Annotated in this window: 5 protein-coding genes; 3 read left to right on the top strand and 2 right to left on the bottom strand. The window is 66.0% G+C overall.

Annotated elements, in window-relative coordinates; genetic code table 11:
- Positions 1-4 precede the first annotated feature (4 nt).
- Both KVG96_RS12595 and KVG96_RS12600 read right to left on the bottom strand, forming a co-directional pair.
- Entirely contained in the window at positions 5-496 is a 492-nt protein-coding gene (locus KVG96_RS12595) for a hypothetical protein (RefSeq protein ID WP_217892368.1), read from the bottom strand.
- Positions 493-11,652: a two-partner secretion domain-containing protein gene (locus KVG96_RS12600; protein WP_217892369.1), complete on the bottom strand. Its 11,160-nt coding sequence runs from the start codon at positions 11,650-11,652 to the stop codon at positions 493-495. Before KVG96_RS12600 ends, KVG96_RS12595 begins: the two co-directional genes overlap by 4 nt.
- Before the next feature lie 429 nt (positions 11,653-12,081).
- Here KVG96_RS12600 and KVG96_RS12605 point away from each other — a divergent pair, with 429 nt between their 5' ends.
- The 3 genes from KVG96_RS12605 to KVG96_RS12615 are packed head-to-tail and all read left to right on the top strand — an operon-like array spanning position 12,082 to position 17,557.
- Positions 12,082-13,326 carry an exonuclease SbcCD subunit D C-terminal domain-containing protein gene (locus KVG96_RS12605; protein ID WP_217892370.1) on the top strand — a complete coding sequence of 415 codons (1,245 nt, stop codon included), beginning with the start codon at positions 12,082-12,084 and terminating at the stop codon, positions 13,324-13,326.
- Positions 13,323-16,964 carry an AAA family ATPase gene (locus tag KVG96_RS12610; protein WP_217892371.1) on the top strand — a complete coding sequence of 1,214 codons (3,642 nt, stop codon included), beginning with the start codon at positions 13,323-13,325 and terminating at the stop codon, positions 16,962-16,964. Before KVG96_RS12605 ends, KVG96_RS12610 begins: the two co-directional genes overlap by 4 nt.
- On the top strand, positions 16,961-17,557 hold the full coding sequence (locus KVG96_RS12615; RefSeq protein ID WP_217892372.1) for a glutathione S-transferase: 597 nt from the start codon (positions 16,961-16,963) through the stop codon (positions 17,555-17,557). The genes KVG96_RS12610 and KVG96_RS12615 overlap by 4 nt, the downstream gene beginning before the upstream one ends.
- Positions 17,558-17,561 lie beyond the last annotated feature (4 nt).

Here is a 17,561-nt window from a genome sequence, read left to right on the forward strand (position 1 = left end):
GACGTCATTGCCCGTCAGGTGCCCGGTCTTCGGAGTCCTGCTGCGGCAGAAATGTCCGGGCGGCCAGCCAGCAACTGGCCATCGACGCCAGGAACGACACCGATAGCTCCAGCCAGTAATCCGAAATCTCGCCGCCGTTGATGTCGTTGTTCCGCACAACGAGCAATACGAACCAGAACATCCATCCGGCGGCGACTCCGGCGCCTGCCAGAGCGACCAGCAAACAGTTCAGCGCCGTCTTCCTGACCCTCATCAAAGCAATCGCCAGAGCAAAAAACAGAAAAGGCAGACAGAACACCAACTGCGCGAGGAAAGGCGCCAGGAAGGGCATCAGCAGCAGTTCACCCCCCCTGACTTCCCCCAGCAGTTTCGGCGTATCGATCAAGTGGGCAAACACTGTGACCGTCTTGATGACTCCGGCGATCCCCCCCACCACCATCGGGCACAGGAAAAAGGCCAGGAAGACCTTCCCGCGTGGGTATCGAGCCTTGATCATGGGGTGCAGCCCTGGGCTTTCGACAGGCCCAACAGCTTGCAGCCATAGTTCACCCTTGAGCGGTAATCCAGGATGACCACACCGCCGTCGACACCCTGCTTGTCGCCGATGAGCGGATTGAGCGACGTGTCCGTGGCGTATTTGCCGACGGTCGTGAACCATGAATGGTCACCCAGGAACTTCTCATGGATGGTCTGCAGCAGCGACTGTTCGTTCTTCAACTGTTTGATGTCCCAGGCAACCGGATCAGTGGCCGATTTGTTGTACAGGTCTTTGAAATTATCGAAGCCGCCCGTGATCAGCGCGTCCCCCGCCGCCTTGCGCCAGTCGTACACCGGGGCCAGGAACCAGCCCAGGCCAAAGCTCAGGAAGGATCCGTTCCCGTCCGCCCCCAACCCAGTCAACGGCGCTCTGGATACCGCTTCAGCGCCCCCGAACCAGTTGGCCCCGATCCCCATTTCCTGTTCATACAGGTTGCTGGCCCCGAAGAAGTTGGCCCGGTTGTCGATGGTGTTCAGGTACGTCACTAGGCGGTCTGAGGCACCTTGCGTATTGTAGAGGTAGTCGAAGGTCGTGTTCGAAGTGCGCGCCACGTCGTTGTGCATGACATTCCAGGCGTCCTGCATGGCGATGTATTTCAGCGCCGCGTTGACTGCCGTCCGGCAGCCGTCGCTCTGGGGGGCCTTGTCGCACATGCTGCGCATCTCCGAATCGAGGAACTCGCTGAGCTTCTCCGCCTTCGCGATGGCAGCGTCCTTTTCCTCTTTGGTGGAGCACGTCTTGCCGTTCAGGCAGTCTTCAACCTCCGAGAAAGCCTGGTGGGACAGATAGTTGTAGAGCGTCCCGTTGGCCGCCACCGAGGCCGCCGTGCTCGGGTCACCCCCTGACGCCGTGGCCCCCAGCACGCCTACGATCTGGGAAATGGCCAGCAGGTTGGCCTGTGCCTGAATGTATTCAGGCGTACCCGGCACATAGTTGGCCGGCAACAGTTTGTCCCCGAGCAGGCCCACCAGGAACTCGTTGGCGCCGCCGGCGATCGCCCCCGTGCGGAAATCCCCTCCCATGGCCTTGGACAGCAGCCCGCCCAGGCCAGCGTGCAGAAGAATTTTCTCGATGCTGCCTTCAGGCAGCTTCAAGTCTCCGATGGCGCCCGCCCCCATGGCCGCGCCTATGGCAGTCAGCGTTCCGGTAGCCGAGCTGACCAGGTTGTCCTTGAAGCTGCCGCCGTAGACGACCGTTTTGATCAGGGCGTCGGCCGTCACCTTGGTGGCTATGACCTTGAATCCCTCCGGGGTCAGGCTGATGTTGCCCACGTCGAACTTCAACCCCTGGGTGACCCCCGCCGTGGCCGCGGCGACAACGTAGCTTTTGATGGCATCTTCGGAGGTCATGTCTTTCAGGATTTTCCCGAGGTTGCCCCGGTTATCGATCGTGCTGACCGTCGCTTTCGTCGCGGCGGTGATGGCCACGCCCTGCAGCATCGCATTCATGCCCGCCATCATCGGCCCGATGATGGCGGCCATCGCAATGGCGATGATCAGTTGAGAGGCCGGCCCGAGCCCGGAGTTCGAGTATTTGAACGACTCGTGGATTTCCTTCACTTGCCGCCAGTCCACGTCTCCGCGGGCTTCGGCCTGCTTGAGCCACGCCATCTGCGGATCGGCCTTGACCATGGCATCGATGGATTCGCTGACCGTCTGCTGATTGATCTGCTTCACATCGATCTTGAGGCCTTCCACTGCCTTGATGGCGATTTCGCCCTTGGCGGACATCTGTGTCTGACGGAACGTCTCGTCCGTGTTGCCCTTGCCCTTGGACGATACCCAGAAAGCGCTGTCGTTGGTCTTGGTATGGCTCTCGTCGTGAAGGTCCTTGACCCCTTCGAATACGATCTTCCCGCCGCTGTCCAGGCTGATGCCGCCACCACTGTCGAGCTTCGCGACCTGGAATTTCTGGTCGCCGCCGCTGACCAGCGCCATGTTGCCTCCGGTCGTGATTTCACTGCCGACATGCGTCACCTGCGTGACTTCGTCATGGCGCAGTTTTTTCCTGCCGAAACTGCCCTTGTCCTTTTTGTCGTACAGCGAGTAGTCCGTGTCTTGCGCCGCCAATACTTCGAGCTCGTCCCTGGCCACCAGATAGGCTTCGTCGCCGGCCTTGATCCGGCTGGAGATCAACGTCAGGTCATCGCCTGCCCGAATGGCGACATCGCCGCCGGCAGTGATCGTGCTGGCGATCTGTTTGACGTGGTCTTCCTGGGCGGTCACCTTCTTGGTCTTGTAATAGGAGTGGCTTTCATCGGCCCCGGAAGCGATGGTCACATCGCCGTCCGCGATGAGCGTGAAATTGCGTTTGGCGTTCATGTCACTGGCGACCGCGGCAAAGTCACGACCCGCACTCATCGAGATATCGCGCCCTGCATCCAAGCTTGAGCCGAACTGAGTGACGGAGCTGCTCTGCCTGGCACCGCCATCGACATTGATCTGTTGAGCCGAAGCGATGGCGATGTCCCGACTGGCCTCGATCCGGACATCCCGCCCGCTGGACATCGAACCTCCCACGCTGAGCATGTCCCGGCCCGAGAAGATCGTCAGGTCATTCGCCGCCTCGATGCGCGCGGCACTGTCGACGACGTCACGCTGGAACGACTTGCCCTTGCCGTCGAAGGTATCGGCGCTCACCGAACGCTCGTTGACGATGTCCCCCGTCAAGGTCACAAGGTTGACGTCACGCCCGGCGATGATGCCGCCCGCCTTGTTGACGATGTCATGCACGGCCAGCAGGCCCAGGCGGTTCCCCGCTTCGATCAGGCCGCTGTTGGTCAGGTCCAGCCCGGCGCTCGCGGCCAGATTGTTGCTGGCGCGCAACGTGCCTGCGTTGACCAGATCCTTGCCTGCGATCAGATCGACATCGTACCCCTGGATCAACGCCCCGTTCGGCGCCAGGCGGTTGTTGGCCTGGGCCAGGTACAGCACCGGCACCAAGACCTTCTCGCCGTTCACTTCGTGCTCTTCGAGCCAGACGATGTCGTGGGTCAGCGCCGCCACTTGCTGAGCGGTCAGGGTCACGCCGACGGACAGGTTGAGCTCGTTCTTGCTCGCCACCGCGTTATTCATCAGGTACTTGAACATCGCTTCGTCGGAGGTCTGGCCGTCGATGAAGCGCTGGCCGGTGCGGGCGACCACGGCCTGCTGCACCAGGCGCTGCTCGAACAGGCCGTCGCCGAGGCGCTTGGCGCTGGTGTCGGGGTCGTAGCCGAGTTTGCCCAGCAGGTAGTCAGAACTCATGAACGACTTGAGGTCAGTCAGCGCAGGGTTGGTCTCGATCAGGTACTTGTGCGGGTTGGAACGCACGCTGGTGTCGGGCAGCCCCTGAACCCGCGGCACATCGAACGAGGCCTGACCGCGGTCGGGCGCCAGCACGCCGACCGGACCGTCGCCGGCGACCGCGTTGACGTTGATCGGCGCCGTCTGGCCATTGAGGTTCTGCGAGGGACGGGCGGCCAGGGTCAGATCGCGCTTGTTCGTCGAGACCGGATCGTTCTTGTCGAACGACAGCTCGGTGGCCGGGCGGGAAGGCATGCCGTCCGAGCGCTGGGTGGTGCCGGCGGCGACGGTGCCGATGGTCCAGTCCTTGCCGGGCGTCACCGCCTGCTCGCTGCCGCCTTTGCCGCTGTAGCGGAACAGGCCGTTTTCGCCGGTCGGCAGGGTGAAGCCCGGCAGCGCCAACGGGTTGACCTGCTGTTGGGCCAGCTCCGGCGGCAATTGTGGATTCAAGAAGATGACCGTCGGCTTGACGGCGCTCTTCACACCGGTGTCCGTCCCCTCCTTGGCCGTGCCGTCGAAGTGGGTATAGGGATTGAGGTTGCCGTTGCGGATCGTGGTTTTGGCGTTGATCTCAACCGCCTGGCCCGCCTGGACAACGGAGGAAACGCTGCCGCCGCCGTCGGTGAAGACACGGGTGTCCTTTTTCAGGTCGCCCGCCAGAATCTGGCCCGGGATGGCGACCTGGGGACCGGTGCCGAACTTCACGTTGGTCTTGCCGAGCATCTGCTTGGCGATCGCGGTGTAGTCCCAATGCGTTCCGCCCTTGTCCGGCTCATGCCAGGTTTCGATGTAGTCGTACTGGTTTTTGGAGTTGCGGTCTGCATAGGCTTGCAGGTCGGTGCTGATCCAGCTCGTCTGCTTGCTGGGCAACCCGCCGAGCTTGAAGACCCGCGAGCGGGTGAAGGTGCCCGACTGCAGGCCGAAGTTGTCGAAGGTGTCGACGTCGAGCTTGATGTTCTTGCCCGCCGATATCAGCGAGGCCGTGTTGGTGAACGCTCCGACGTTGCCGGTCAGGTTGCCCGCCACATTGAGGGACGCCTGGGGGCCTGAGATCGTCGAGGTCGACTCGAAGCTTTCGTTGACATAGAACGTGGCGGAGCCGTCGAAGGTGATGTCACCCGAGATGAACTTCTCCTCGCCGACCACGCCTTCGGTCTTGTTGTTGAAGCTGTTGGCCGACAGCGAAAAGTCGCCATCGACATTGATCGAAGCGGCCAGGTTGTTGACGGCATTGGCGCGCCCCCCGTCCTTTCCGCCGATCGTGAGATTGCCGATGCTGTAGACATCGCCGGTCTGGTTGGTGAAGTCATTGACCAGCAGGTTCATGTTGCCGCCGCTGAAGATCAGCCCACGCTCATTGAGCAGGCTGGCCGTCCTGACCGTCAGCGTCTGAGCCGCCCCCAGTGTGCCGGTGTTGGTCACGGCGCCGGCATCGATCGTCAAGTCGCCGCCGGCCGTCAAGCGTCCGCCGGCGTTGTTGAGCAACCCGCCCACGGTGACTTTGCCCTGCCCGCCTGCGCCGATGCTGGCGGCGCCGGTCAGGCCGAGTTGCGCCGCCGTCAGCGTCAGATTGCCCAGGCTGCTCAGGCGGCCATTGCCGCCGTACCCGCCGCTCAACTGGATATCCAGCTCGCCGTCGCTGGCGATCAACCCGTCGTTGTTCCAGCCCGCGCCGCGTCCGACCAGTTTGTCCGACGCCAGCAGTTGTCCGTTGGCGGTCTGAGTGAAGTGGTTGACGTTGACGGTCAGGCGGCCGGCCTGGATCACGCTGCTGTTGATCCAGCTGTCGGCGTTGAGCGTCAGGCCGCCGCGGGTGACCAGCGAGCCGCCGGCGTTCATGACGTTGGCGGTCGAGAGGCCGAATTCTCCCGTCCCCACGTGCGTCATCGTGCCGCCTGCGTTGAGCAGGCTCGGCGCGTTCAGGATGAAGTCCGTGTTGGCGGTTTCCACCAGGCCGTTACGGTTGTCGAACAGGCTGCCGATCTGGAAGTCGGTCTTGCCGCCGCTGCCCAGCGCCCGCAGCTTGCCGCCCTGGTTGTCCACGCCGGCGGCGCGGATGGCCAGCAACGCGGCGCTTTCGATCAGGCCGCCGCGGTTGCTGAGGTTGCCGTCCAGCCCCAGACCGATGCCGTTGCCGCTGACCTGGCCGGCATTGTTGTTCAACGAGCCGGCGACCATGGTCACCGCGCCTTTGGCGTAGATCCCGCCGCCGCTGTTGTCGATGGCGTTGCCGCCGGCGTTGAGCAGGATGTCGCCGGCGTTGGCGGCGATGCGTCCGCCGTCGCTGTAGATGCCGCCCAAGGCCCGCAGGTCGAGGCGTGCGCCTTCGAGCTTGCCGCCCTGGCCGTTGCGCAGCACGCCGGTCAGGCGGGTCTGCAGCAGGCCCTTGAGGCTGGACAGCACGCCGCCGCGGCTGTCGAGGCTGGCGGCGGTGAGGTTCAGGTCACCGGTCCGGGCGATGAGCTTGCCGCCCTGGTTGTCGATGGCTCCGGTGCCCGCATCCACCGTCAGTGCGGTATAGCTCTGCACCGCGCCTTTGCCGTTGCCGAAGGCGCTGGCCTTGATGTTCACGCCGGCGTCGCGGCTGAAGATCAGCCCGTCGGTGTCGTTGTGCACGGTGCCGTCGGCGGTGACCGCCAACTCGCCGTTGGCCGAGAGCGTGCCGCGCCCGCTGTTGTTCAGGTCGCCGCCGGTCAGCAGGCTCAAGGTGTCCTGGCTGATCACTTGGCCGCCCCGGTTGTCGATGCCGCTGGCGCGCAGGACCGTCAACGGGCCGGCGCTGCCGAGGGCGCCGTTGATGTTGGTCAGCGCACCGAGCAGGTCGAGGGCAACGCTGCCGTCGCCGACCAGGCTGCCGCCGCTGTTGTCCAGCCACGTGCCGGTGAAGGTCATCGCCTGGCCGGCGGTGATGCGGCCGCCGGCGTTGTTCAGGCCAGTGGCGCGGATGTCGAGGGTGCCGCTGCTTTCGATCAGGCCGCCCGAGGCGTTGGTCACCGTGCCGCCGGTGACGGTCAGCGTCTGCTTGGCGCCGCTGGTGATGATGCCGGCGGTGTTGTCGAGGCTGGCCGCCTTGACGGTCACCTCGCCCTTGCCGCCCAGGCCGCCCTTGCTGTGGTTGACCAGGGCGCCGCTGAGATCGATGGCCAGATCGCCGAACTGGCTGGAGACCGTGCCTTCCTGGCTGTTGTCGAGGCTGCCGCCGCCGACGGTCACGCCGTTCCACCCGGACGCCAGGCCGCCCTGGTTCAGGATCTCGGCTGCCGTCAGGTGCAGTCGGTCGTTGCTGATCAGGTTGCCGCCACGGTTGTCCAGGCGGTTGCCGGTCAGGCTGAAGCCGTTGACGCTGGAGATCTCGCCCTTGCGGTTGTCCAGGTCGCGCAGGTGCGCAATGGTCAGCACGCCCTTGGTGTTGATCAGGCCGTTCCGGTTGTCGAGATCCGCCGCCGTCGCGCCCAGATCGATGCCGATGCCGGTGCCGCCCAGCAGCGTGCCGCCCCGGTTGTTCAGGCCGGTGCTGCTGAGGGTCAGTTGCCTGGCGGCCTTGACCGTGCCGTTGCCGTTGTCCAGCAGGCCGTCGACGGTCACGCTCAGGTCGCCGTCGCTGAGCAGCACCCCGCCGTCGCTGTTGTCCAGGCTCGCGGCACGGATCTCAAGCGCCGCTGCGGCGATCTTGCCCTTGACCGAGGTCAGGGCCTTGTCGAGCGTCAGGGTCAGCTTCTGGTTGCTCAGCACCCGGCCGCCGCTGTTGTCCAGGGAGTCGGCGATCAGGTCGAAGGCCTGTTCGCTGGAGATCTCGCCGTTGCGGTTGTCGATCCCGACGAGGTGGGTCAACGACAGCACGCCCGGTGCGTTGATGAGTCCGTCTTCGTTGTTCAGCGCGCCGCCTTGCAGGTCCAGGCTCAGGCTGCCCTGGCTGAAGAGCTTGCCGCCCTGCTGATCCAGGCCGCGGACCTTGCCCGCCAACTCGGTGGCGGCGCCCAGGCTGCCGGCGGTGTTGGTCACCTGGCCCGCATCGAGCTCTAGCCGGCCGCCGGAGAAGAGGCTCCCCCGGCTGTTGTTCAGCGCGCCGGTGGTGAGGCTCAGGTTGCCCTTGCTGCTGATGACGCCCATGTCCTGGTTGTCCAGCGACTGGCTGTCGAGGGTGAGCGCCGCGTCGGTCAGCAGTTGGCCGCCTTTGTTGCTCACGGCCCCGTGGGTGTCGACGCTCAGGGCCTTGGCGCTGGAGACCACGCCCTTGTCGTTGCTCAGGCTCTGGGCATTGACCGACAGCGCGCCTTCGCTGACGAGACGGCCCTGATCGTTGTTCAGGGCCGACGACAGGTTGATCGACAAGTCGCGCAACGTGCTCAGCCGGCCGCTGTTCTCCAGGCTCGCCCCGGTCAGCGTCAGCCCGGTGTCGCCGGCCAGCACGCCGCCGTTGCGGTTGAACACCTCGCCCACGGTCAGCGCCAGGTTGCCGCCGGCCAGGATATAGCCGCTGTCGCTGTTGTCGAGCCAGGCGCCGGTGAGGCTCACGTCGGCCTTGCCCGACAGCTCGCCGGTGCGGTTGTCGAGGCGGCCGACAGTGAGTTTCAGCGCTTTTGCGGCGCCCACCAAGCCTTCGCGGCGGTTGTCCAGGCTGGCGGCGTCGACGGTCAGGCCGGCGTCGGCGATGACCGTCCCGGCCTGGTTGCCGAAGGTGTCGCTGACGGTGAGCCCGGCCTCCCCGCGGATGCGGATCTCGCCGTCGGCGTTGTCCAGGCTGGCGCTGCGGCTGTCGAGGCCGGCGGCGGCGATCAGGCCCTTGACGTTGCTCAGCGCCCGGTCGACGGTCAGGGTGAGCTTCTCGTTGCTCAGCAGTTTGCCGCCGTCGTTGCTCAGGCTCTGCGCCGTCAGGCTCCAGGCCTTGGCCCCGGCGATCTCGCCGGCGCCGTTGTTCACCTCGCCGAGGTTCTTCAGCAGCAACTGGCCGGGCGTGCGCAGGCTGCCGCGCCGGTTGTCCAGCAGGCCCCGGTTCAGGTCGAGCGTCAGGTCGCCGTTGCTGAACAGTTCGCCGCCGTCCTGCTCCAGCGAGGTGACCGATGCCGTCATCTGCTGCTGGCTGCCGATCTTGCCGCCGCCGTTGTCCAGGTGCGCGGCCGTCAACAGCAGCGTGCCGTCGGCGGCCAGGCTGCCGCCCCGGCGGTTGTTGAACGCGCCGGTGCTCAGGGTCGAGTCGCCCTTGGCGCTGATCAGGCCGGCGTCGCTGTTGTCGAGGCTGGCGCTGGCGATGGTCAGGCCTTTTTGCGACACGATCAGGCCGCCCTGGTTCAGCGCGGCGCCGACGCTGGTCAGCGCGATCGCCTCAAGGCCCGACAGCTTGCCCAAGCGGTTGTCGAGGCGCCCGGCATCGAGGGTCAAGCGGCCGTCGCTGCTGATCAGGCCGTTCTGGTTGTCGATGACCTCGTCGAAGGCCAGCTTCAGGTCCTTCTGGGTGACGATCCGTCCGCCCACGTTGCTCAGGCCGATGCCGCTCAGCGTCACGGCGCCCTTGCCGAAGATCAGGCCGTTGGTGGCGTTGACGATCTGCGCGACCTTCAGGCCCAGGGTCGTGTCGGACAGCACCTTGCCGTTGTCGCTGTTGTCCAGGCGCGCACCGCTGATCAGCAGGCCCTGCCCGCCGGACAGCGAACCGCCCCGGTTGTCGATCTGGTCGACGTTCACGGTCAGGGCCTTGAGCGAGCCGACCAGGCTGTCCTGGCGGTTGCCCAACTGCTTGCCGGTCAGCGTCAGGTTGCCTTCGGCGACCAGCTCGCCGCCCTGCTGGCTCAGGACGTCGATGTTCGCCTCGATGTCGCCCTTGCCGGAGATGCGCCCGGCGCCATTGTTGATCACCTCCTTGGCCTTGAGGCTCAGCGGCCCCGTCGCGGTGATCAGCCCCTTGTCGCTATTGTCCAGCCGGGTGCCGTCGAAGGTCAGCGCCGCCTTGCTTTCGAGGCGGCCCAGGCTGCGGTTGTCCAGGGTGCCGGTGCGCAGCGTCAGTGCCTTGTCGGCGCGGATCGCTCCGCCACGGTTGTCGGCTTCGGCGCTGTCGACGGTGAGGGTGTCGAGGCCGGAGACCTTGCCGGCGCGGTTGTCCAGGCGCGTGGCCTGCACATCCATCGCGCCGTTGGCCTGGATCAAGCCTTTGCGGTTGTCGAGCTGGCCGCCGATCCGGGTGGTCAGCGTGCCTTCACTGGTCAACTGGCCTTGCTGGCTGTTGTCGAGTTGCTGCGCGCGAACGATCACATTTTGCTTTGCGCCGATCTTGCCGGCGCTGTTGTTGACCGCACCCAATGCGCTCAGGTCCAGCAAGCGGCCGGCGGTCATGAGGCCGGCGACATTGTCGAGCGCGGTGACGGCCAGGACGCTGTCGGTTTGGCTGGAGAACTCGCCGCCGGAGTTGCTGAACTGCCCGACGTTGCCGTTGAAGTTGCCGCCGCTGTCGATGACGCCCTTGCCGTTCAGCACCTGGCCGGCATTCAGGCTCAGGGACTGGCCGCCCAGCACCCGCGCACCGTCGCGGTTGTCCAGCGTTCCGGCCGTGATCGCCGTGCGCTGCCCGCTGAGCGTGCCGCCCTGGTTGTTCAGGTTCTGCGCCACGTTGGCGGTCAGGTTGCGGCTGGCGATCACGCTCTTGCCGTTGTTGCTGAGGTTCTGCGCGCTCAGGCTCACATCGCCGTTGGCGTTGCGGCTGTTGTCGGCATTGACCCCGGCCTCGATGATGCCGGCGTTGCTCAGCTGACCGCCCGCCGTCAGGGCGACGCTGTCGCGGGCGGCGAGGGTCTGGCGGTTGGTCAGGTCGCCCTGGGTCTGCACGTTCAGCGCGGTGCCGGCGTAGACCGCGCCGCGCGCATCGAGGCCGGCGGCCTTGACGTTGACGGCGCCGGTGGCCGAGGCCTCGGCCAGGCTCAGTTGCCCGTTGGCGTCGAGCTGGATGTCGCCGCCGCTGGCGATCAGTTTGCCGTCGAGCTTCACGCCGACCCCGGCTTCGGTGCCCACCAGCTTGATCGCCCCGGCGTACATCCCGCCCAGCGCCGAGCTGTCGATGGCCAGCTGCGGCTTGGCGCTGCCGTCGTCGGCGCGGGCCGTGGCGTTGAGGCTGTCGGCGTTGACGTCGTTGCGTCCGGCGACGATGGCCAGGTTCTGCGCCTGGAGCCGGGCGTTGATCTTCGCGCTGCGGGTGATGATCTCGAAGCGGTCGACGTTGCTCGCGTTCAGGCCCTCGCCTTCGATGGCGACGCTGCCCTGGTCGACCTGGAAGCGGTCGAGGCGCCCGTTGTCCAGCACCGGCTTGCCGGTGGTCAGCGTGACCCGCGGTGCGTTGATGAAGCCGCAGCCGCTGCAGGTGATGCCGTAGGGGTTGGCCACGATCACCCGCGCCGACTGCCCCGCCACCTCGGTGTAGCCGCGCAGCTGGCTCGGGCTGCCGCCGACCACTTCGTTGAGGATGGTCTGGGCCGAGCCGCTGTTCTTCAGGTTCGGGTTGCCGATGATGTGGCCGCCCAGCTGGGTGGCGGCGGTCTGGGTGGCCGCGTTGTTGAGGATCACCCCCTGGGCGCCGACGTTGTAGTCGTTGAACTGGTTGTGCGACAGCCCCGTGCCGTTGGGCGTGGCGATGTTGACGATCGGCACGCCGTTGCCGGCCCGGTCCAGCCCGGTGCCGGGGTTGGCCACCACGATCCCGTCCGCCTGCGCCCACAACGGCTGCCAGAACATGACGTTCGCCAGCAGGAACGCCAGCCCGCGTTTGGGCATGCCCAGGAAGCGCTCGCGCGGATTGACGGCAGCAGCGGGTTGGCCGGCCGGGAGGGTCGGGTGGCGAACATCCATGTCGATGATCTCGAATAATTGTTTTTAGAAGAATTCAGATACAGCAGTGCGGCGCCTTGCGCCCGGTCAGCGCAGACGGCGCCAGGAAGACAGGTCAGAAGAAGTGCGCTTCAACGTGCGCAACGGCTCCGTCAAGGAAAACGGCAGGCATGGGCAGGCAGGGCAAGCCTGCGCCCCGCCTCGCCACACAGAGGAGTGAGTGCAAGTCCGATCCCTCGAAGCAAAAGTGATATCAAAACAATATCGCAATACTAAAATGCCACTATTCTGGCGTCAATTAACAGATTGCCCTCCCGATGCCTGAAAGCTCCCCGAAGCGAGGCCCCACGCGAGTTCGACCACAATCGGCGCATTTGCCAGTAGACTCTCCCCTCTTTGGCCTCCCGACTTTGCAGCGGCCATCACCTCAATCCTGATGCGGAGTCCGCCTTGCGTCTGTTTCACACCTCCGACTGGCACCTTGGGCAGAACCTGCACGGCCAGGAGCGCGATTTCGAGCACGCCTGTTTCCTCGAATGGCTGCTCAAGCAGCTGCATCTGGCGCAGCCGGACGCGCTGCTGATCGCCGGCGACATCTTCGACACGGTCAACCCGCCGGTCAAAGCCCAGGAACGCCTCTACGATTTCATCGTCAGCGCCCACGAGCAGCAGCCTGCACTGACCATCGTGATGATCGCCGGCAACCACGATTCCGGCTCGCGGATCGAACTGCCCGCGCCGCTGATGCGACGGTTGCGTACCCATGCCCTGGGCCGGGTGCTGTGGCTCGATGACGGGCAGCTCGACACCGAACGCCTGTTGCTGCCGTTGCCGGACGCCGACGGCGAGGTCGCTGCGTGGTGCCTGGCGCTGCCGTTCCTGCGGCCCGCCGAGGTGACCGGCCCTCACCTGGGCGACGACTACCTGCACGGCATCGGCCAGGTGCATGAGCGCCTGATCGACGCGGCGAACGCCAAACGCGTGCCCGGCCAGGCGCTGATCGCCGTCAGCCATGCCCACATGGCCGGCGGCTCGGTGTCGGAGGACTCCGAGCGCAGCCTGATCATCGGCAACGCCGAAGCCCTGCCGGCCAGCCTGTTCGGGCCCAGCGTCAGCTACGTCGCCCTCGGCCACCTGCACAAGCCGCAGAAGGTCAACGGCGAGGAACGGATCCGCTACAGCGGTTCGCCGATTCCGCTGTCGTTCTCGGAAATCAACTATCAGCACCAGATCCTCGACGTCACCCTCGACGGCGAAACCCTGGTCAGCGTCGAACCCAGACTGATCCCCCGCTCCGTGCACCTGCAACGCGTCGGCCCGGCGCCGCTGGCCGAGGTTCTCCTGCAACTGGCGGATCTGCCGAACATCGACCTGCTTGCCGAGGCCCGGCGCCAGCCTTGGCTGGAGGTGCGCGTGCACCTCGACGAACCGCAGCCGGACCTGCGCCAGCAAGTGGAAAGCGCCCTGCAAGGCAAAGCCGTGCGGCTGGTGCGGATCGCCGCCGAATACGCCGGCAACGGCGCACGGGGCACAACCGACGAGGGCGATGCCCTGATCGAACTGGACCAGCTCACCCCGCAAGAACTGTTCAGCCGGGCCTGGTTCGACAGCTACGGCAACGAAGCCGACGAGCAGACTCTCAAGGACTTCGCCGAACTGCTTCAGGACGTGCAGATGGAGGTCGGGCAGCCATGAAGATCCTCGCCATCCGCCTGAAGAACCTGGCCTCGCTGGCCGGCCCGTTCGAAATCGACTTCACCGCCGAACCGCTGGCCAGTGCCGGCCTGTTCGCCATCACCGGCCCGACCGGCGCCGGCAAAAGCACCCTGCTCGATGCCCTGTGCCTGGCGCTGTTCGGCGCCGTGCCGCGACTCAACAACACCGGCCGCGACGCCAAGGTGCCGGACGCCGACGGCGAGATCGCCACCGGCGACCCGCGCACCCTGCTGCGCCGCGGCACCGGCGAGGGCTTTGCGGAAGTGGACTTCGTCGGCGTCGACGGCCGCCGCTACCGCGCCCGCTGGGAAGCCAACCGTGCCCGCGAGAAAGCCGCCGGCAAATTGCAGGTCAGCCGCCAGAGCCTGCGCGACATCGACCAGGATCAACTGCTGGCCAGCCAGAAAGGCGAATACAAGACTCAACTGGAGGCGGCGCTGGGGCTGAACTTCGAACAGTTCACCCGCGCCGTGCTGCTGGCCCAGAGCGAGTTCAGCGCCTTCCTCAAGGCCGACGACAACGACCGCAGCGAACTGCTGGAAAAGCTCACCGACACCGCGCTCTACACCCGCCTGGGCCGCCGCGCCTTCGACAAAGCCAAAGAGGCCCGCGAGGCGCACAGGCTGCTGCAGGAACAAGCCGTGGGGGTCACACCCCTGGCACCGCAGGATCGTGCCGAACTGGACGAGCGCTTCAGCGCCGCGCAACAGGAACTGAAACGGCAACAGGCGCAGCTCAAGCAGCTTGACCAGCAACAGGCCTGGCTGAAGGAACTGAGCCGCTTGCAGGAAACGCAGCAGGCCGCCACCGAGCAACTGCACAGTGCGCAACAACAGCGGGAAGGCCTGGCCGCCGAGCGCCTGAGGCTGACCCGGCTGGAACAGCTCGGTCCGCAGCGGCACCAGTTCGCCCGCAAGTCCGAACTGGAGGCGCTGCTGACGCCGTTGGCCGAACAGATCGCCGCTCACACGCAGCAGCAGACCGAACTGGCCGAACGCCAAGCGCAACTTGCGCTAGGCCTCGACGCGGCGAAAGCCGCCTTGGGCGAGGCGCAACAACGGCAAGGCGACAGCGCGCCGCTGCTGCGCATCGCTTTCGAGGAGCAAAGCACCCTCGCCCGTCTGGCCAAAGAAACCGCCCTCAGCGCCGAAACCAGGCAGCACGCGGAGCAAGCCTGCGCCCAGGGCCAGGCCGGCATCCAGGCCTTGCTGGAGAGACAGGCCGAGGTCGCCGAACGCTTGCGGGACATCGCCGGCGGGCTCGGACAATGCGCCCACCTGGCGCCGTTGAGCGATGCCTGGAACGCCTACCGCGACCGCCTGCAACAGCTGATGCTGATCGGCAATCGCCTGAACAAGGGCCAGGCCGAATTGGCCAGCCTTGAACAGACCGCCACCCGCAGCGCCGAAGACCTCGCCCGGCAGAAGCAGGAACTGGACGTGCTGTTCAAGGAAGCCGGCGCCGAACCGGACGCCGTCGCCGAACAGATCGGCCTCCTCGGCAACCTGTTGCAGGACAACCGCAAGCAACTGCGCGCCGTCGAAGACCTGACGCGTCTGTGGAGCAACCATCAGGAGCTGAGCACGCGCAGCGCCGATCTGCAGCAACGCCTGCTCGAAGCCCAGCAGGAACGCGACCGCCTGACCCAGGACGGGGTGAAGACCAAGGCCGAACTGACCGTCGCCGAACAGACCCTCACGGTCACCCGCGAGCTGCTGGAACGCCAGCGTCTGGCCCGCAGCGCCAGCGTCGAGGAACTGCGCGCGCAGTTGCAGGACGGCCAGCCTTGCCCGGTCTGCGGCAGCGACGCCCACCCGTATCATCAGCCCGAGGCGCTGCTGCAAAGCCTTGGCCGCCATGACGAAAGCGAGCAGGCCAATGCGCTGCGAGCAGTGGAGCGGCTCAACGAATCGCTGATCGAACTGCGCACAGCGGTCGGCGCCGTCATCGCCCGGCAGAAAGAGCTGTTGCAGCAGCAAGAGCAACTGACCGCGCAACAGCACGCTTTGGCGCCGACGATCGAGGCGCATCCGCTGGCTGCGCAGTTGACGGTTCAGGACGCCGACAAGCGCGACGCCTGGCTCGTGCGGCAAAACGATCAGCTGAACCTGAGCATCGCCCAGGACGAACAGCGCCAGAGCGCCCTGCTCACCCTGCAACAGGACGCGGCGCGGCTGACCCAGCAGTTGCGCAAGACCGAATCGGCCCATCAGCAGGCGGCGCAGCACCTGAGCCATCAGCAGCGGGAACTGGACAGCGACCGGCAGCGCCTCGACGAAGAACTCGACGCCTTCGCCAACCTGCTCCCGGCGGACACCCTGCAAGCGCTGCGCGTAGAACCGGCGGCCACCTTCATGCAGCTCGACCGGCAGATCGCCGAGCGCCTGGCGCAGGTCGATCAGCAGAAAGAGGCGTTGGAGGAACAGCTGGAACGCCAGCAGACACTGGACAAAGAGCAGGATCGTCAGCGGATCCGCGTCGAGCAGGCGCAGACCGCCGAACGGCAATTCAATGACTTGGCCGGGCAGCAACAGGCCAGCCAGCACAAACTTGCGCAATTGCTCGGCGAACACATCAGCGCCGAGCAATGGCAACAGCAACTGGAGCGCTCCGTGGAGCAGGCCCGCAGCGCCGAGGCCGATACCGCCTACGCCCTGCAAGACCTGCGCACGCTACAGGTGCAGACGGCGGCGGAACTCAAGGCGCAGCAAGAACGCCGGCAGGCGCTGGACACCGAGGACCGGGAACTGGCCGGCAAGATCGCCGACTGGCGCGCACGCCACCCCGAGCTCGACGACGGCGGCCTCGAAGACCTGCTGCGGATCGACGACGCGCAGGTCAGTGAACTGCGTCAGCGCCTGCAGCTCAATGAAAAGGCCATCGAGCAGGCCAACGTCCTGCTGCAGGAGCGTGACCAGCGCCTGCTCGAGCATCAGGCTCAGCGCAACGGCAACCTCGAGGCCGACGCATTGGCGAGCGCCCTCGCCGATCTGCAACAACAGCTCGCCCTCAGCGAGCAGCAATGCGCCGAGCTGCGTGCCGAGCAGGCCGAAGACCAGCGCCGGCAGAACGCCAACCAGGCGCTGGCGCAGCGGATCGCCGAGGCCTACGCCGAGTACCAGCGCTGGGCCCGGCTCAATGCGTTGATCGGCTCGGCCACCGGCGACACCTTCCGCAAGATCGCCCAGGCCTACAACCTCGACCTGCTGGTGCACCACGCCAACGTGCAGTTGCGCCAGTTGGTCAAGCGCTACCGGCTCAAGCGCGGCGGCAGCATGCTCGGCCTGCTGGTGATGGACACGGAGATGGGCGACGAACTGCGCTCGGTGCATTCGCTGTCCGGCGGCGAGACGTTCCTGGTGTCGCTGGCCCTGGCGCTGGGCCTGGCGTCGATGGCGTCGAGCACGCTGAAGATCGAATCGCTGTTCATCGACGAAGGCTTCGGCAGCCTGGACCCGGAGTCCCTGCAACTGGCCATGGATGCCCTCGACGGCTTGCAGGCCCAGGGGCGCAAGGTGGCGGTGATTTCCCACGTGCAGGAAATGCACGAACGGATTCCGGTGCAGATCCACGTGCGGCGCCAGGGCAACGGCCTCAGCACACTGGAGGTGAAATGAACACGCTCTACTCGTTCCGCCGCTGCCCGTACGCCATGCGCGCGCGGATGGCGTTGCGCTATGCGGGGGTGGCGGTGGACATCGTCGAGGTCAGCCTCAAGGCCAAGCCGGCGAGGATGCTGGAGCTCTCGCCCAAAGGCACGGTGCCGGTGCTCGACGCCGGCGGCCGGGTGATCGACGAGAGCCTGGAGATCATGCGCTGGGCGCTGGCGCAGAACGATCCGCACGACTGGCTGCTCAAGGACGATTCGTTCCACGGCATGTGGATGGAGAAGCTGATCCACGGCAACGACCACGTGTTCAAGGTGCACCTGAACCGGTACAAGTACGCCGAACGCTACCCGGAGCAGCCGATGGAGGCCTATCGCGCGGAGGGGGCGCTGTTCCTGCAAAAGCTCGATGAGTTGCTCGGCAAGCGCGATTACTTGCTGGCTGACCGTCCGTGCCTGGCCGACATCGCGCTGCTGCCCTTCGTGCGCCAGTTCGCCCACGTCGACCGCGAGTGGTTCGCGCAGACGCCTTACGTGCGGTTGCAGCAATGGCTGCAGGGGTTTCTCGAGTCCGACCTGTTCACCGGGATCATGAAAAAGTAATCCC

Source organism: Pseudomonas ekonensis (assembly GCF_019145435.1).
Classification (GTDB): Bacteria; Pseudomonadota; Gammaproteobacteria; order Pseudomonadales; family Pseudomonadaceae; genus Aquipseudomonas; species Aquipseudomonas ekonensis.

Coding starts and splice junctions, on each gene's coding strand:
- KVG96_RS12600 (WP_217892369.1), bottom strand. CDS start 11,652: ATGGATGTTCGCCACCCGACCCTCCCGGCCGGCCAACCCGCTGCTGCC.
- KVG96_RS12595 (WP_217892368.1), bottom strand. CDS start 496: ATGATCAAGGCTCGATACCCACGCGGGAAGGTCTTCCTGGCCTTTTTC.
- KVG96_RS12615 (WP_217892372.1), top strand. CDS start 16,961: ATGAACACGCTCTACTCGTTCCGCCGCTGCCCGTACGCCATGCGCGCG.
- KVG96_RS12610 (WP_217892371.1), top strand. CDS start 13,323: ATGAAGATCCTCGCCATCCGCCTGAAGAACCTGGCCTCGCTGGCCGGC.